Source organism: Bordetella sp. H567, from assembly GCF_001704295.1.
In the GTDB taxonomy this organism is placed as follows: Bacteria; Pseudomonadota; Gammaproteobacteria; order Burkholderiales; family Burkholderiaceae_B; genus Bordetella_C.
This window is the reverse complement of the sequence record NZ_CP012334.1, coordinates 5,232,949-5,248,445: the sequence shown is the minus strand read 5'-3', so window position 1 is coordinate 5,248,445 and position 15,497 is coordinate 5,232,949. Positions and strand designations below refer to the sequence as shown.

At 66.3% G+C, this 15,497-nt stretch carries 18 protein-coding genes; 9 read left to right on the top strand and 9 right to left on the bottom strand.

All coding sequences use genetic code 11. From position 1 onward, the window contains the following. Positions 1-33: 33 nt before the first annotated feature. On the bottom strand, positions 34-1,527 hold the full coding sequence (locus AKI39_RS23535) for a putative bifunctional diguanylate cyclase/phosphodiesterase (RefSeq protein ID WP_066641463.1): 1,494 nt from the start codon (positions 1,525-1,527) through the stop codon (positions 34-36). A gap of 367 nt (positions 1,528-1,894) precedes the next feature. Between AKI39_RS23535 and AKI39_RS23530 the strand changes: the two genes are divergently transcribed. From AKI39_RS23530 to lipA, 5 genes are all read left to right on the top strand, one after another. After that, on the top strand, positions 1,895-3,226 hold the full coding sequence (locus AKI39_RS23530; protein WP_083229023.1) for a D-alanyl-D-alanine carboxypeptidase family protein: 1,332 nt from the start codon (positions 1,895-1,897) through the stop codon (positions 3,224-3,226). Positions 3,227-3,375: 149 nt separating this feature from the next. Continuing rightward, positions 3,376-4,269 carry a D-amino acid aminotransferase gene (locus tag AKI39_RS23525; RefSeq protein ID WP_066641461.1) on the top strand — a complete coding sequence of 298 codons (894 nt, stop codon included), beginning with the start codon at positions 3,376-3,378 and terminating at the stop codon, positions 4,267-4,269. Between the two features lie 5 nt (positions 4,270-4,274). Beyond that, positions 4,275-4,550, top strand: a complete 276-nt coding sequence (locus AKI39_RS23520) for a YbeD family protein (protein WP_066641459.1) — start codon at positions 4,275-4,277, stop codon at positions 4,548-4,550. Between the two features lie 36 nt (positions 4,551-4,586). Beyond that, the gene (lipB, locus tag AKI39_RS23515; protein ID WP_083229022.1) at positions 4,587-5,267 is read left to right on the top strand and encodes a lipoyl(octanoyl) transferase LipB; all 681 of its coding nucleotides are present in this window, start codon (positions 4,587-4,589) and stop codon (positions 5,265-5,267) included. A 51-nt stretch (positions 5,268-5,318) separates the two neighbouring features. Continuing rightward, a complete protein-coding gene (lipA, locus tag AKI39_RS23510; RefSeq protein ID WP_235610702.1) occupies positions 5,319-6,368 on the top strand; it encodes a lipoyl synthase in 1,050 nt (349 codons plus the stop codon). A 65-nt stretch (positions 6,369-6,433) separates the two neighbouring features. Here lipA and AKI39_RS23505 read toward each other — a convergent pair whose 3' ends face one another. The 3 genes from AKI39_RS23505 to AKI39_RS23495 form a co-directional block, all read right to left on the bottom strand. After that, on the bottom strand, positions 6,434-7,018 hold the full coding sequence (locus AKI39_RS23505; RefSeq protein ID WP_066641457.1) for a DUF4142 domain-containing protein: 585 nt from the start codon (positions 7,016-7,018) through the stop codon (positions 6,434-6,436). Between the two features lie 203 nt (positions 7,019-7,221). Next, complete coding sequence (locus AKI39_RS23500; protein ID WP_066641455.1) at positions 7,222-7,785, bottom strand: cob(I)yrinic acid a,c-diamide adenosyltransferase; 564 nt, start codon at positions 7,783-7,785, stop codon at positions 7,222-7,224. Then, positions 7,778-8,248: a GNAT family N-acetyltransferase gene (locus AKI39_RS23495; RefSeq protein WP_083229159.1), complete on the bottom strand. Its 471-nt coding sequence runs from the start codon at positions 8,246-8,248 to the stop codon at positions 7,778-7,780. Before AKI39_RS23495 ends, AKI39_RS23500 begins: the two co-directional genes overlap by 8 nt. 135 nt (positions 8,249-8,383) lie before the next feature. Here AKI39_RS23495 and AKI39_RS23490 point away from each other — a divergent pair, with 135 nt between their 5' ends. Then, complete coding sequence (locus tag AKI39_RS23490) at positions 8,384-8,770, top strand: copper-binding protein (protein WP_083229021.1); 387 nt, start codon at positions 8,384-8,386, stop codon at positions 8,768-8,770. Positions 8,771-8,782: 12 nt separating this feature from the next. On the opposite strand, the gene hslU is transcribed toward AKI39_RS23490, so the two are convergent. The 5 genes from hslU to AKI39_RS23465 all read right to left on the bottom strand — a co-directional run bounded on the left by hslU (position 8,783) and on the right by AKI39_RS23465 (position 13,302). Further along, entirely contained in the window at positions 8,783-10,117 is a 1,335-nt protein-coding gene (gene hslU / locus AKI39_RS23485; RefSeq protein WP_066641451.1) for an ATP-dependent protease ATPase subunit HslU, read from the bottom strand. Positions 10,118-10,178: 61 nt separating this feature from the next. Continuing rightward, entirely contained in the window at positions 10,179-10,718 is a 540-nt protein-coding gene (gene hslV / locus AKI39_RS23480; RefSeq protein ID WP_066641449.1) for an ATP-dependent protease subunit HslV, read from the bottom strand. A gap of 159 nt (positions 10,719-10,877) precedes the next feature. Beyond that, positions 10,878-11,342: an RNA polymerase-binding protein DksA gene (gene dksA, locus AKI39_RS23475; RefSeq protein WP_066641447.1), complete on the bottom strand. Its 465-nt coding sequence runs from the start codon at positions 11,340-11,342 to the stop codon at positions 10,878-10,880. Positions 11,343-11,391: 49 nt separating this feature from the next. Beyond that, complete coding sequence (locus AKI39_RS23470; protein WP_066641445.1) at positions 11,392-12,504, bottom strand: CobW family GTP-binding protein; 1,113 nt, start codon at positions 12,502-12,504, stop codon at positions 11,392-11,394. Positions 12,505-12,756: 252 nt separating this feature from the next. After that, on the bottom strand, positions 12,757-13,302 hold the full coding sequence (locus AKI39_RS23465; RefSeq protein WP_066641443.1) for a Fur family transcriptional regulator: 546 nt from the start codon (positions 13,300-13,302) through the stop codon (positions 12,757-12,759). 379 nt (positions 13,303-13,681) lie between these two features. Between AKI39_RS23465 and AKI39_RS25925 the strand changes: the two genes are divergently transcribed. The 3 genes from AKI39_RS25925 to AKI39_RS23450 are packed head-to-tail and all read left to right on the top strand — an operon-like array spanning position 13,682 to position 15,493. Further along, on the top strand, positions 13,682-13,858 hold the full coding sequence (locus AKI39_RS25925; protein ID WP_201258528.1) for a hypothetical protein: 177 nt from the start codon (positions 13,682-13,684) through the stop codon (positions 13,856-13,858). Next, a complete protein-coding gene (gene aztA / locus AKI39_RS23455; RefSeq protein ID WP_066641439.1) occupies positions 13,849-14,583 on the top strand; it encodes a zinc ABC transporter ATP-binding protein AztA in 735 nt (244 codons plus the stop codon). The genes AKI39_RS25925 and aztA overlap by 10 nt, the downstream gene beginning before the upstream one ends. A gap of 37 nt (positions 14,584-14,620) precedes the next feature. Beyond that, positions 14,621-15,493 carry a metal ABC transporter permease gene (locus AKI39_RS23450; protein ID WP_066641437.1) on the top strand — a complete coding sequence of 291 codons (873 nt, stop codon included), beginning with the start codon at positions 14,621-14,623 and terminating at the stop codon, positions 15,491-15,493. Positions 15,494-15,497: the final 4 nt, after the last annotated feature.

The following is a 15,497-nucleotide window of genomic DNA, read 5'->3' as shown; positions in this document are numbered from 1 at the left end:
GAAGGGGCGCATGGCCGTGCCCGCGCCGCGCCCTTACGGGCAGGCGGGCAGACCGTCTTCCAGCGATGTGTCCGCCGCCTGCGCGGGACCGCGCAGGCTTTCCAGGAAATATTCAAAAGCCGCCAGCGGCATGGGGCGCTTCAGCAGGTAACCCTGCATCTGGTCGCAGGAAAGCGCTCGCAACGCATTCAGCTGGGTCGTGGTCTCCACGCCTTCCGCCACGACCTCCATATTCAAGGTGTGCGCCATGGCCAGGATAGCGGCCACGATGGCGCGACCTTCTTCGCCGTGCGTATCCAGGCCTTGCGTGAAGAAGCGGTCGATCTTCAATTGCTGTGCGCGGAATTGCTGCAGATACGCCAGGCTGGAATAGCCCGTGCCGAAATCGTCGATCGCGATGCCGAAGCCATGCGCGCGGAAGGCGCGAATGACGCGCGAGCTGAGTTCCGCATCCTGCATGGCGACCGATTCGGTGATTTCAAATACCAGTCGGGTCGGCGTCACGCCTTCTTCGTGCGCGATGGCCACCATGCGTTCGACGAAATCCGGATGCGACAGTTGCTTGGTCGACAGGTTTATCGATACCTTCAAGGTGGGCAGGCCGCGCGCATCCCAGCGTTTCATGTGCCGGCATACCGTGCGCATGACCCAGAAACCGATCTCGATGATCTGCCCCGACCGCTCCGCGACCGGAATGAATTCTCCAGGGGGCACCGCGCCCAGGCGGGGATGGCTCCAACGCAGGAGGGCTTCGGCGGCGGTCACGCGGTGGCCGCCGTCGGCGAACTCGGGCTGGTAATCCAGGCTGAGCTCTTCGCGCACCAGCGCGTCGCTGAGCCCCTGCTGCATCATCAGCATGCGCCGGTAGCTTTCCCCCATGTGGGGTTCATAGAAGCGGAAGCCGTTGCGGCCATGCTCCTTGGCGCCGTACATCGCGATGTCGGCGTTCTTCATCAGCGTTTCGACGTCCTCGCCGTCGTGCGGGAACATGGCGATGCCGATGCTGGCGGTGAGCCGCAGCGTCATGCCCTGGAACATCAGGTCGTCCCGCATGGCCGTATTGACGGCCTGTGCGACGCGGGCTGCGCCCTCGCGGCTGTTCAGGCCTTCGACCAGCACCACGAATTCATCGCCGCCCAGGCGCGCGACGGTGTCCTCGCCGCGCACGCAGCCGCGCAGCCGCCGCGCGAAGGACTGGAGCATGCCGTCGCCGATGCTGTGGCCCAGGGAATCGTTGATGTGCTTGAAACCGTCCAGGTCCATCAGCAGCACCGCGAATTCGTTGCCGGTGTGGCGCGCGCGGGTGATCGCCATGTCGGTGGCCCCGGCCAGCGCGGTGCGGTTGGGCAGCTCGGTCAGCATGTCCGTGGTGGCCAGGCGCTGCAAGGCGGAACTGACCTCGCGCAGGGAGCCGTCCAGGGAACGCCGCGACGCCGCATAACGCGCGGCCAGAACCGCGATATACGCGGCCAGCGCCACGACGATAAGGGACAGGAGGACAGTCCCGGCGAGATAGGTGCCGCTCATGATGGTCGACTGCAGAGTAGGAGACTGCACGGAGGCCGAGGTCGGCCGGCTGGCGAAACGGCTTGGGCCGGATGGCTCAGCATAGTAACAAGAATGTATCTGATCCAATACAAGGTCCGGCTTCCTAGCGGCGGGGCGTTTCCTGCATGCGACACTTCGTAGCCCTCTCCGGAGTGTCGCGCGCCGATGAGCAGGGCAATCGTACTGTTAGGCTTCCGTATGTAAATATTCGTGTTGAAGGTTGCATAGCGTTGCATGTTCGGCCGTGTGCAGGGCGGCATACCGGGGCCCGGCGCTGACGCCGCCTGCCTATAATTGTGGCGGCTCGTACGCCCCCTCCCAGATCCCCCGCCCCCCGATTCCGCTGATGACGAATTCGCGTTTGCCCCGTTTTATTCCTTCAATTCTTGGACGGCGCGTCGCCGCCGGTACGTTGATCGCGGTGCTGGCGATGGGAGCGCCGGCAGTGTGGTCCCAGACAGCGGTCAAGCCGGCGGCGAAGCCCGCGGCGTCCGCGCCCGCCCCCGCGCCCGCTACCAATCCCACCCAGGCGGCAACCACCCCATCGGGCGCCTCCCCCTCGCAGGTCGCGGATGCGGATGCCAAGGGCATTTCGCCCGTCGTCGCCGTGTCACCCATCCCGGCGCCCGCGATCGCCGCCCGCGCGTGGATCGCCGTGGATGTCAACAGCGGCCAGGTGCTGGCCGCATCCAACCCGGACCAACAGGTCGAGCCCGCCTCGCTGACGAAGATCATGACCGCCTATGTGGTCTTCGATGCGCTGGATGAAAAGCGCTTGACGCTGGATCAGCAGGTACCGGTGTCCGAACACGCATGGCGCACGGGCGGTTCGCGCATGTTCATCGAACCGCGCAAGCCGGTCACGGTCGATGAATTGCTCCAGGGTGTGATCGTCCAGTCCGGCAACGATGCCTCGGTGGCGCTTTCCGAAGCCGTGGGCGGCAGCGAGTCCGCCTTCGCGTCCATGATGAACCAGGAAGCCGAACGGCTGGGCATGAAGGGCTCGCACTTCATGAATGCCACGGGGCTGCCCGACCCGCAGCACACCACCACGGTGCGCGACCTGGCCACCATCGCCACGCACCTGATCACCGACCACCCGGATTACTTCCATTACTACAAGCAGCGCAGCTTCGCCTACAACAAGATCAACCAGCCCAACCGCAACCGCCTGCTGTGGGCCGATCCGTCGGTAGACGGCATGAAGACCGGCCACACCGAATCCGCGGGCTACTGCCTGGTGGCCACGGCGCTACGCGGCGACCGGCGCGTGCTGACCGTCATGGTCGGGGCCGACAGCGAATCCACGCGGGCGGAAGAAAGCCTGAAGCTGCTGAACTGGAGCTTCCAGAACTTCGACACCGTCAAGCTGTTCGACAACAACCAGCCGCCGCTCGATGCACGGGTGTGGGAGGGCAAGACGGAAGTCGCCAAGCTCGGTCCCCCGGCGCCCGTATGGATCGCCGTGCCGCGCGGCAAGGCCGCGGACGTCAAGCCCGTCGCCGAGCGCACCGACCCGCTGGTCGCGCCGCTGGAGAAAGGCCAGCGCGTCGGCACGCTGCGCCTGACGCTGGACGGCAAGACGCTGCGCACCGAACCGCTGGTCGTGCGCGAACCGGTCGAACGCGCGGGCTTCTTCGGCCGCATGGTCGATATGGTCAAGCGCTGGCTGCAGTAGGCCGGCCAGGCGGTGTAAGCTGGCGGCCATCGCGCGGACGGCCGCCACGCACACGACACTGGGGCGGACGGAAGTCCGCCTTTTTCGTTGCCGCGCGGCCGGCCATGCCGGCAGGCCGCGCCCCCGTCTTTCCCTTGCGAGGAGCACACATGATTCCGGGCGTGCCGGGCGATAGCCAGGCGTATCTGAACGGCGAATTCCTGCGGCTGCAGGACGCGAAAATCTCGGTCCTGGACCGTGGCTTCATCTTCGGCGATGGCGTCTATGAAGTCGTCCCGGTGTACGAAGGCCATCCCTTCCGCATGGCCGAACACCTGGCCCGGCTGGAGCGCAGCCTGGCCGCCATCCGCATCGAATCCCCCTTCGACCGCGCGGGCTGGCATGGCGTCGTCCAGGGCCTGATAGATCGCTCGCTGACGGCTTCCTGCGTGGTCTACCTGCAGGTGACGCGCGGCGTGGCCAAGCGCGACCATGGATTTCCAACCGAACGCGTGGCGCCCACCGTATTCGGCATGACGTCCCCCTTCACGCGCCCCGGCGCCGACGTGCGCGAGCAGGGCGTGTCGCTGGTTTCGATACCCGACGAACGCTGGCTGCATTGCGATATCAAGTCGGTATCGCTGCTGGGCAACGTGCTGGCCAAGCAGCGTGCGGCGGACCAGGGCGCCGACGAGGTCGTGCAGTTCCGCGACGGCATGCTGAGCGAGGGCGCGACGTGCAACGTCTGGGTGGCCGCGGGCGGCAAGCTGCTGGCGCCCCCCAAGAACCACCTGGTGCTGGAAGGCATACGCTACGGGCTGATGGCCGAGCTGGCCGCCGAAGCCGGCATTCCCTTCGAGATGCGCCCCATCACGCGGGACGAAGTGGAAAATGCCGATGAATTGATGGTGTCTTCCGCCACGCGCGAGATCCTGCCCGCGCTGAAGCTGGACGGCAGGCCGGTGGGGGCGGGCCGCGCCGGCCCGGTGTATGGCCGCCTGCGGCAGGGGTATGATGCCCGTATCGCGGCGCTTCTTGGAAAACCCGGCAGCGCCTCCATGTAGTAAGCATGATGAATATCCCGCCCGAGCAATCCCTGATCGAATATCCCAGCGATTTCCCCATCAAGGTGATGGGCAAGCGCCATCCGGATTTCGCCCAGGTCCTGACCGAAGTCGTGTTGCAGTTCGACCCCGGCTTCGATCCCGCCACGGTCGAAATGCGGCCCAGCAAGGGCGGCAATTACATCGGCCTGACTTTCACCGTACGCGCTACCTCGCGCGAACAGCTGGACGCACTCTACCGTGCGCTGCACGGCCATCCCCTGGTCTCCGTCGTCCTCTAGGCGGCCCATTCCTTCCATCGGATAAGGCATCAGCGCATGATCAAGTGGTTGGACCGGCCCGCCGACTACGCGGCCGTGTGGCAGGCGATGCAGGCCTTCACGGCGGCGCGCACGGCCGCCACGGCCGACGAAATCTGGCTCTGCGAGCATGGGCCCGTCTATACCCTGGGGCAGGCGGGCAAGCCCGAGCATGTGCGGAATCCCGGCGGCATCCCCGTCGTGCGCACGGATCGCGGTGGCCAAGTCACCTACCACGGCCCCGGCCAGGTCGTGGCCTACGCGCTGGTCGACTTGCGCCGCGCGGGCGTGTACGTGAAGGAATACGTGGCCTTCCTGGAAGACGCCGTGATCGCCACCCTGGCCGACTACGGTGTCCAGGGATGCCGCAAGCCGGGCGCGCCCGGCGTCTATGTGCCCGTCCCGGCCGCCGGCGGCGAGCTGGCGAAGATCGCCGCGCTGGGCATCAAGATCCGCTCGGGCTGTGCGTATCACGGGGTGGCCTTGAACGTCGATATGGACCTGGGGCCTTTCCTGGGCATCAATCCCTGCGGGTATGAAGACCTGGCCACGATAGACATGGCCGCCTGCGGCGTGCGCGCCACGCTGCAGGACGTGGGCGGGCGCCTGGCGCAACGCATCGCCCGGCTGGGGCAGGGCGGCGGCCCGGGCTTCCTGGCCGCAGGGTCTTCCCCGGGCTGTCCCGCCCCCGGGGAGTAAACTGGGGTTTTTCCCGAAGGCGGCGCCCCGGGCGCCGCGCGTAGCCGACTCATGTCCACGCCCGCAGATCGTTCCTTCGCCGCGCCCGCCGGGGCCGACGCCCCCCATTCCCAACCCGTGACTGCCGTCTCCGACGCCGCGGTCGCCGAGTCCGCCAAGCCCTACGATCCCACGGCCAAGCAGAAATCGCAGGCCAAGACTGCCCGCATCCCCATCAAGGTCGTGCAGGCCGAGCGGCTAAAGAAACCGGAATGGATACGCGTGCGGGCCGCTGCGCCGGGATCGCGCTTCCATGACATCAAGCGCATCCTGCGCGAGCACAACCTGCATACCGTTTGCGAAGAGGCCTCTTGTCCCAACATCGGCGAGTGCTTCGGCAAGGGCACCGCCACCTTCATGATCATGGGGGACAAGTGCACGCGCCGCTGCCCGTTCTGCGACGTGGGGCACGGGCGGCCGGATCCGCTGGATGCCGAAGAACCGCGCAACCTGGCGCGTACGATCGCCGCGCTGAAGCTTTCGTATGTGGTCATCACATCCGTGGATCGCGACGATCTGCGCGACGGCGGCGCGGGCCACTTCGTCGAATGCATCCGCCAGGTGCGCGAGCAGTCGCCATCCACCCGCATCGAGGTCCTGGTGCCGGACTTCCGCGGCCGCCTGGACCGTGCGCTGGACATCCTGAACGCCGGTCCTCCGGATGTCATGAACCACAACCTGGAAACCGTGCCCCGCCTGTACAAGCAGGCGCGCCCCGGTTCCGACTACGCGCATTCGCTGAAACTGCTGCAGGAGTTCAAGCGCCTGCACCCGGACGTTCCCACCAAGTCCGGCCTGATGCTGGGCCTGGGGGAAACCGACGAGGAGATCCTGCAGGTGATGCGCGACATGCGCGAACATGGCGTGGACATGTTGACCATCGGGCAGTATCTGCAGCCCTCCGAGCACCATTTGCCGGTGCTGCGCTACGTGCATCCCGACACCTTCGCCATGTTCGAACGCGAAGCCTATGACATGGGCTTCTCGCACGCGGCCGTGGGCGCGATGGTGCGTTCTTCCTACCATGCGGACCAGCAGGCGCACGCGGCAGGCGTGAACTGACCTGACAAACGCAAAACGCCACGGCCGGCTGGCCGTGGCGCTTCAAGCACCGTTATCCTCCCGGCTTACTTCTTGGCCTTGCTGTCGCCGTCGACCTTCTGGTGCAGCGCGTTGGCCATGTCCAGGTGGTGCTGCAGCGTCGGCAGCGTCTGGGCGGCCCAGGCCTTGATGTCGGGGTCCTTGGCATTGTCCGCAGCCTTCCGGAACAGTTTCACCGTGTCCTCGTGCGCGGCGACGCCGATCCGGCTCACGTACATCTTGTCGAAGCTGCTGCCGCTGGTGGCGCTCAATGCCTTCAGCTCGGTGCGCTGCATCATGGACGGTTTATCCGGAGGCGTGTAGCCCTTCTTCATGGCCAGCGCCATCAGTTCCTCGTTCGCCTTGGTGTGGTCCTGGACCATCTGGGTCGCGAACTGCTTGACGTCGGCATTGCTGCTCTTGGTCGCGGCCATCTGGCTGCCTTCGATCTCGGCATGGCCGCCCTGCGCGGCATTCTCCAGAAAGTCCTTGTCGGCGCTGGCCAGCGTGCTGCGCGGTTGCGTGCTCTGGCTCGGTGCCGTAGACCTGGGAGCAGGTTGAGCCCAGGCGCCGGTGCCCAGCGCCAGTGCGGCGGCGGTGAGAACGCCGCCGGTGATAAAGCGTGCGGTCATATGGATTCTCCTTGGTAGTGCGCCGTGTGGCGTCGTCCAAGCAAGAGCAATTTGCGCGCCCGCCTTGGCGTGGCAGCACCCTGCCGACGCGATCGTGTCCTTACTGTTGAGCAAGTTTCCCTGGCCGAGCAAGCTGCCACGGCCGAGGGGCTTGTAGCGGCGGCGCACCCTGCCACGGTTGAGCAGGCCGTGGCTTCCAGCCTTCAGGCGCCATCGCCTTTGGGTGGATTGCGCCAGTACACATCCCCCACGCCCAAGGCGCGGTTGGCCACTCGCGCCATGACGAAGAGCAGGTCGGAAAGCCGGTTCAGGTACTGCAGGACGGGCTTGTTGACCGTCTCCATGCGCTGCAAGGCGACCACCGCGCGTTCCGCGCGCCGGCACACCGTGCGGGCGACGTGCAGCAGCGCCCCGGGTCGCGAACCGCCGGGCAGGATGAACTCGCGCAGCGGTGGCAGCGTGCCGTTGTAGTGCGCCAGGCGTCCGTCCAGGTGGCTGACGTGGTTGCCGTCCAGCTTGGTGTACCCGGGTATGCAGAGTTCGGCGCCCATATCGAACAGCGCGTGCTGAACGTCGCGCAGGTCGGCCGCGACTTCCGCGTCCAGCTGTGCTTCGGCCAGCACGACGCCCAAGGTGCTGTTCAATTCGTCGACGTCGCCCAGCGCGGCCACGCGCGCGCTGTCCTTGGCGACGCGGCTGCCGTCGCCCAGCCCTGTGGTGCCGTCGTCTCCGGCACGCGTGGCAACGACCGTCAGCCGGTTAGCCATGCTGGCCAGCCTCCGCCTTTGCCGGGAGGGAAGCCCTGCCCATCTTGTCCAGCGCGGCGCCGGTGACGCGGACGATGCGCCATTCGGGCAGCACCTCGGCGCCCAGGCTTTCATAGAAGTCGATGGCGGGCTGGTTCCAGTCCAGCACCGTCCATTCGAAGCGCCCGCAACCGCGTTCGACGGCGATGGCAGCCAGCTGCCGCAGCAGCGCGCGGCCGACGCCCTGGCCGCGCTGGTCGGCGCGCACATAGACGTCCTCCAGGTACAGGCCGCGCCGGCACAGGAAGGTCGAATAGTTGTGGAACCACACCGCGTACGCGAGCAGGGCGGCTTGCCCCCCATCGGTGCGCTGCGCCACCATGCATTCGGCGGCCGGGGTGCGCCCGAACAGCGAGGCCCGCAGGCTATCCTCGGTGGCCGCGAATATCGCCGTGAGTTTTTCGTATTCGGCCAGCTCGCGCATCAGCGCCAGGATGCCGGGGACGTCTTGCGGAGTCGCCGGGCGGATGATGTAGGGGGTGGTAGCGGACAAGATCGTCTTCCGTGGAAAGAGTGGCGCTATGCTAGTTGCAGGCCGCGGCGGCCGCAAGGAGTAGCAATGTCGGAAGACAGGGGCGGGGCGGCTTCGGTCCCGAAGGAGGGGTGGCAGCCCGGGCGCCAGGGCCGCAGGCGTGCGGCGGTATGGATTGTCGCCCTGGCGGGCATCGCGGTCGCGGGGGCGGTCGCCGCCGCCGGCCCAGCGCCGGCACGGAATCCACAGGCCAGCGCCACGGGCGAAGTCCGGCGTGTCGATGCCCAGCAGGGAACGGTGGCATTGCGCCACGGCGAAATCAAGGATCTGGGCCTGCCGGCCGCGACGCTGGTGTATCACGCCGCGCCAGCGCTGCTGCGGGACATCCGGCCGGGCGACAAGGTGCGGTTCACCGCCACCCGGCAGGACGGCGGGTATGTGGTGACGGCGATCGACAAGAGCGTGTTGCCCTAGCGTCGCCAACGGTCACAGCACGTAGCGCGCCAGATCCTGGCTGCCGGCCACTTCCGCGAGCTTGTCGTTCACATAGGCGGCGTCGATGTGTACCACATCGCCGGAACTGGCCGCGGCGTCGAAGGACAGGTCTTCCAGCAGCTTTTCCATGACGGTGTACAGCCGCCGCGCGCCAATGTTTTCCGTTTTCTCGTTCACCGTGAACGCCAGTTCCGCCAGCCGGTTGATGCCTTCGTCGGTGAATTCCAGCTGCACATTTTCCGTGGACATCAAGGCGGTGTACTGCTTGGTGAGCGACGCGTCCGTATCCGACAGGATGCGCACGAAATCCGCGGCCGACAGGGAATCGAGTTCCACCCGGATGGGGAAGCGCCCCTGCAGTTCCGGGATCAGGTCGGAAGGCTTGGCCAGGTGGAAAGCACCCGAGGCGATGAACAGGATATGGTCGGTGCGAACCATGCCGTAGCGCGTATTGACCGTGGTGCCTTCGACGAGCGGCAGCAGGTCGCGCTGCACGCCTTGCCGGGAGACTTCCGCCCCGCCGGTTTCCTGGCGCGCGGCGATCTTGTCGATTTCGTCCAGGAACACGATGCCGTTCTGTTCGACGTTGGCGATGGCAGCGCTGCGCAGATCGTCTTCGTTGACGCGCTTGGCGGCTTCTTCCTCGACCAGCAGCTTGAAGGCTTCCTTGACCTTGAGCTTGCGCGATTTCTTCTTCTCGCGGCTCAGGCCGGCGAACATGCCGCGCAGCTGCTCGGTCATTTCCTCCATGCCGGGCGGGCCCATGATGTCCATCTGCGGCGCGGGCTGGGCGACTTCGATTTCGATTTCCAGATCGTCGATCTTTCCTTCGCGCAGGCGCTTGCGGAAAGTCTGGCGCGCGCTGCTTTCGTCGTTGCGGTCCGGGTCTCCGCTGGCGGTGCGCGGCGGCGGCACGAGCGCATCGAGGATGCGGTCTTCCGCCGCGTCCTCGGCCTGCGAGCGCACGCGGCGCATTTCCAGTTCGCGCGTCTGCTTGATGGAATATTCGGTCAGGTCGCGAATGATGGTGTCGACGTCGCGACCGACATAGCCGACCTCGGTGAACTTGGTGGCTTCGATCTTGATGAAAGGCGCATTGACCAGCTTGGCCAGGCGCCGTGCGATTTCGGTCTTGCCCACGCCCGTGGGCCCGATCATCAGGATGTTCTTGGGGTGGATCTCGTTGCGCAGCGGTTCGGCGACTTGCTGGCGGCGCCAGCGGTTGCGCAAGGCGACCGCGACGGATCGCTTGGCGCGGTTCTGGCCGACGATGTATTTGTCGAGTTCGGAGACGATTTCCCGGGGGGTCATGGTGGATGCGGACATGCTGGGATCCTTGGACACGCGGATGCTGGGGACGGTGCGCGGCGCACGGGGCGCCCGCGGCTTATTCGCCCAGCGTTTCGATCAGGTGGTTCTGGTTGGTATAGATGCACAGGTCGCCGGCGATTTCCAGCGACTTCTTCACGACCTCTTCCGGCGCCATATCGGTGTGCTCCAGCAGGGCGCGGGCCGCCGACTGCGCATAGGCGCCCCCCGAGCCGATGGCGGCCAGGCCGTATTCGGGTTCCAGGACGTCGCCGTTGCCGGTGAGCACCAGCGTATGGTCCCGATCGGCCACGATCAGCATGGCTTCCAGGCGGCGCAGCACGCGGTCGGTGCGCCAGTCCCGGGTCAGCTCGACGGCAGCGCGCATCAGGTGGCCCTGGTGTTTTTCCAGCTTGGCTTCGAAGCGTTCCTGCAGGGTGAAGGCGTCGGCCGTGGCGCCGGCAAAGCCGGCCAGTATCTTGTCGTGATACAGGCGGCGGATTTTGCGGGCCGTGCCCTTGATGACGATGTTGCCTAGGGTGACCTGACCATCGCCCCCGAGCGCGACGCGGTTGCCGCGCCGTACGCTGATGATGGTGGTGCCGTGATATTGATCCATGATTGCTTTCCTTCGCGCCGACGCGGGCAGCTCCCGTTCGGGGGCCTGTAACGCTGGCATATGGGGGCGAGGCGGCGGAGATTCAAGAAGTCGGCGTGCCGCGAAAATAAAAAAGGGCCGGACCCTTGCGGATCCAGCCCTTGCGCCCGTGGGGACGTTTCAGTCGCCGTAGAGCTTTTGGCGCATTTCACGGCGTTCCTGCGCTTCCAGCGACAGGGTGGCCGTGGGCCGGGCCAGCAGACGCGGAATGCCGATGGGTTCGCCCGTTTCCTCGCACCAGCCGTATTCGCCGCTGTCGATGCGCGCGATGGATTGCTGCACTTTCTTGAGCAGCTTGCGCTCGCGGTCGCGGGTGCGCAGTTCCAGCGCGTGTTCTTCTTCGATCGTGGCGCGATCGGCGGGATCGGGAACGAACTGCGTTTCGCGCAGGTGTTCCGTTGTTTCCCCCGCGTTGTTCAGGATGTCCTGCTCCAGCTGCTTCAACCGATCCTTGAAGAACGCCAGCTGGCGTTCATTCATGTAGTCGGATTCGGGCATGGCCAGCAATTCTTGTTCGCTGGGCAGATCAACCGGCGTCTCGTTCGTCGACTTGCTTGATTTTTTCGTTGCTGCCTTGGTAGCCATGAAAGTACTCCACACTATGAATCGGACCTGGCGGTGGGCGTCCGGCGTTTCAGGACGCGCCCACCAGGCACTGCTCCAGTCCCCGGGTGAATATTTCCTGGGGCAGTTTGCGGCCGATGAAGACCATTTTGGTGGCCGGTTTTTCGCTGGCCGTCCATGGTTTGCCCGGCTCGGCGCCCATCATCATGTGCACGCCCTGGAAGAGCATGCGCCGGTTTACCCCCTTCATGTAGAGGATGCCTTTGTAGCGCAACAGGTCGGGGCCGTAGACCTGCACCACGCCGCCCAGGAATTCCTCCAGGCGGACGGGGTCGAACGGCTTGTTGGACCGGAACACGAAGGCGCCGATCTCGTCGTCGTGGTGCGCATGATGATGGTGATGGCCGTGGCCGCATTCCGGCCCGCAGTCGCCGTCGTGATCATGGTCGTGGTCATGATCGTGACCGTGGTCATGATCGTGATCGTGACGTGCGTCGGGATGCTCGTCGGCCAGGAAGTCCGGATCGATGTCCAGGATCGAATTCAGGTTGAAGCCGCTGATGTCGATGATGGACTTCAGGTCGACTTCACCGAAGTTGACCGGCGTGATGGGCGCGCGCGGATTGATGCGCACGATGCGGGCGCGCAGCGCTTCGTAGTCGGCTTCGTTCACCAGGTCGCGCTTGGAAATCAGGATGCGGTCGGCGAAGCCGATCTGCTTCTGCGATTCTTCCTGCGCGTCCAGCGTGGCCATGCCGTGCTTGGCGTCCACGACCGTGATGACGGCGTCCAGCCGATAGTATTCGGCAATGTCGTCGTCCATGAAGAAGGTCTGGCACACCGGGCCGGGGTTGGCCATGCCGGTGGTTTCGAGGATGACGCGCTCGAACTTCAGATCGCCGGCCTGGCGCTTGGCCTTGAGCTCGCTCAGCGTGCGCATCAGGTCGCCACGCACGGTGCAGCAGACGCAGCCGTTGCTCAGTTCAACGATTTCTTCATCGCTGTCCTGCACCAGCAGGTCGTTGTCGATGCTCTCGGGGCCGAATTCGTTTTCGATGACTGCCACGCGGCGGCCATGGTATTCGGATAGGACGCGTTTGAGCAGTGTAGTCTTGCCCGCACCGAGAAAGCCGGTGAGGATCGTGACGGGGACCATTTCGTCCAGACTGCGCAAGGTATTCATAATGACTGCCGAATAAATGCCTCGGCGAAATGCCCTGGCGGGTTGCCTGGGCGTTGCGCGAAGCGCGGAGGGCACGGGGATGTCTCGGGCCGCCGTCGCAAGGGCTGCGTTCCCGCCCGGACGCAGGATTACAGCACAGTCGGCGACGCCGGGCAAACCCCGGGCCTACCCTTGTTTAAGGGGAAGATTGCCGCCAAATGGGGGCAGATACGGGGATTTCAATACTGGGATCGGAATATTCCGTCATACGCACTAGTGCGTATGCGGGTGTCCGTGCGCGCCGTGCCGCGGGTGGCCGCCGCGCTCCTCATCGCTGGGATCGTTGGCGGCGCGCTTTTGCTGGCAGGCGGGACATAGCGCGCGGATTTCCGTTTCGTGCGAATTCAAGGCGAAGCCTGTGCGCGCGACGCGTTCTTCCAATTGACGGCTCATCGCCGGATCGCTGAGTTCGGCGACCGCGCCGCAGCCGGTGCACACCACCAGCAGGTCATGCCGCGCGCCGCCTGCATCGTGACAGGCGATCCAGGCATTGACCGCGTCCAGGCGATGGATCAGTCCTTCATCCATCAGGAAGTCCAGCGCCCGGTACACCGTGGGCGGCGCCGCACCGGGATGGACGGCGCGCATGGCTTCGAGCAGATCGTAGGCCTTCACGCTGCGGCCATGCCGCAGCAGCAGTTCCAGCACCTTGCGCCGTATGGGCGTGAGCCGGCGACCGCGTTGCGCGCACAGCGTTTCGGCGACGTCCAATTGGGCGCCGATGCTGTCGGGGTGGGTCGGGCGGGTGGAAGAGGGCATAGCGAGAGCGGGGCCGGCGCAAGCCGGACGATGATGGGAGAGAGAATACCCGACAAGGCGCCTTGGGCCGGCCGGTCGCCGTGAGCGCGCCCGTTTTCCAGACCTGGCACCGCATGATGGCCGGGAATGCAGCCGCGGCCTGGTTCCTGCTTTTGTTATGATATAACACTGCGCAGACGGCCGCCGCGTAGCCGCCCTCGCTTCCACGCCAGGCGGCCCGCGCTCACCTGCGGCCGTCCCGGTGTCTCCGCCAGGGGCGTCCGCAGGGCGGCGTTCCCGCCCGCCAGGCCTGCCCGCGGTGACTTACGCTGTTTTTCATCCTTTATTTATGAGTTCCGATCCCGTCCACGCCCATTCGTCCGACCCGGACGGCGCGCCCATGGCACCGTCCACCGCCGGGCATGGCGATTCCGCGCGCGCGCGTCCGGACGCGCAGCGGCATCGTGCCGGACGGGGCTCATGGTTGCTGGCATCCGCGGTGCAGCGCTTGGGGGTTGCCGCGCTGATCAGCGTGGCGCTGTGGGCGATGACCGCGTGGGCCATGGGATGGTGGTAGACGCACGGCGCGGGCCCGCGCGCATCTCCTTGGAACGGGCATCGTTCGGCTGGCGCGGCCGCCGTGCGGTCAACGAGGTCAGCGGCGCCTTCCTGCCGGGTTCGATGACGGCGATCGTCGGCCCGAACGGTGCCGGCAAGTCGACCTTGATCAAGGGTGTGATGGGCGTGCTGCGACCCATGTCGGGCCGGGTGGCGCTGGACGGCGCGGGCCGCCGCGATCTGGCGTGGCTGCCGCAGGCGGCGGAACTGGACCGCGGCTTTCCCATCACCGTGCATGAATTGGTGGCGATGGGCGCCTGGCGCCGGGTCGGCCCATGGCGCCGTTTCAGCGAGGCGGAACGCGCACGCGTGGCGCAGGCCCTGGCGGCGGTGGGACTGGACGGCGCGGGCGATCGCATCGTCGGCACGCTGTCCGGCGGGCAATTGCAGCGTGCGCTGTTCGCGCGCCTGCTGCTGCAGGATGCGAACGTGCTGCTGCTGGACGAGCCCTTCGCCGCGGTGGACACCCATACGGTCGACGACCTGATGCGCCTGTTGCGCCGATGCCATGCCGAGGGCCGCACGGTCGTCGCGGTGCTGCACGACCTGGAGCTGGTACGTGCGCACTTTCCGCAAACCCTGCTGCTGTCCGGCCACGTCGTGGCCTGGGGCGACACCTCGGCCGTGCTGACCGACGCCAACCTGCACACCGCCCGCCAACTCCGCGACCGGGAACTCGCATGAACGCACTGATCCGCAGCGACGGGGGAGTCACACACCCATGAGCATCATGGATTGGGTGGTGTCGCCCTTTATGGATTACGGGTTCATGCGCCGGGCGCTGGCCGGCGCGTTTGCGCTGTCGTTCGGGGCGGCGCCGCTGGGGGTTTTCCTGGTCCTGCGCCGCATGAGCCTGATGGGCGACGCCATGTCGCACGCCATCTTGCCTGGTGTGGCCGCGGGCTTCCTGTTGTCGGGATTGTCGCTGACCGCGATGCTGCTGGGCGGCATCGTCACCGGCCTGGCCGTGGCGCTGCTGGCCGGGCTGGTGTCGCGCCTGACGCCCTTGCGCGAGGACGCCAGTTTCGCCGCCTTCTATCTGATCTCCCTGGGGCTAGGCGTGCTGCTGGTATCGCTGCGCGGCTCCAATATGGATCTGCTGCATGTGCTGTTCGGCACGGTGCTGGGCCTGGATGACGACGCGCTGCTGCTGGTGACCGCCTGCGCCACCATCACCCTGCTGTCGTTGGCTGCCCTGTATCGCCTGTTGGTGGCCGAGTGCATGGATCCGGGTTTCCTGCGCGCCGCCGGTGGCGGTGGCTCGCGGGTGCACATGGCGTTCCTGATGCTGGTGGTATTCAACCTGGTGTCCGGCTTTCAGGTGCTGGGGACACTGATGGTCGTGGGCATCATGATGCTGCCGGCCGCGGCGGCGCGGTTCTGGTCGCGGAGCGCCGCCGGGCAGATTCCCCTGGCCGCGCTAATGGGCGCCGCCTCGTCGCTGGCGGGATTGCTGGTTTCGTTCCACGCCAACGTGCCGGCTTCGCCGGCCATTATCCTGAGCGCGGGCGTCGTCTACCTGTTTTCGGTGGCATGCGGCCCGCAGGGCGGCTTGCTGGATCTGTCGCGCCGGGCGCGCGGCAGGGTGCATTAAGCAG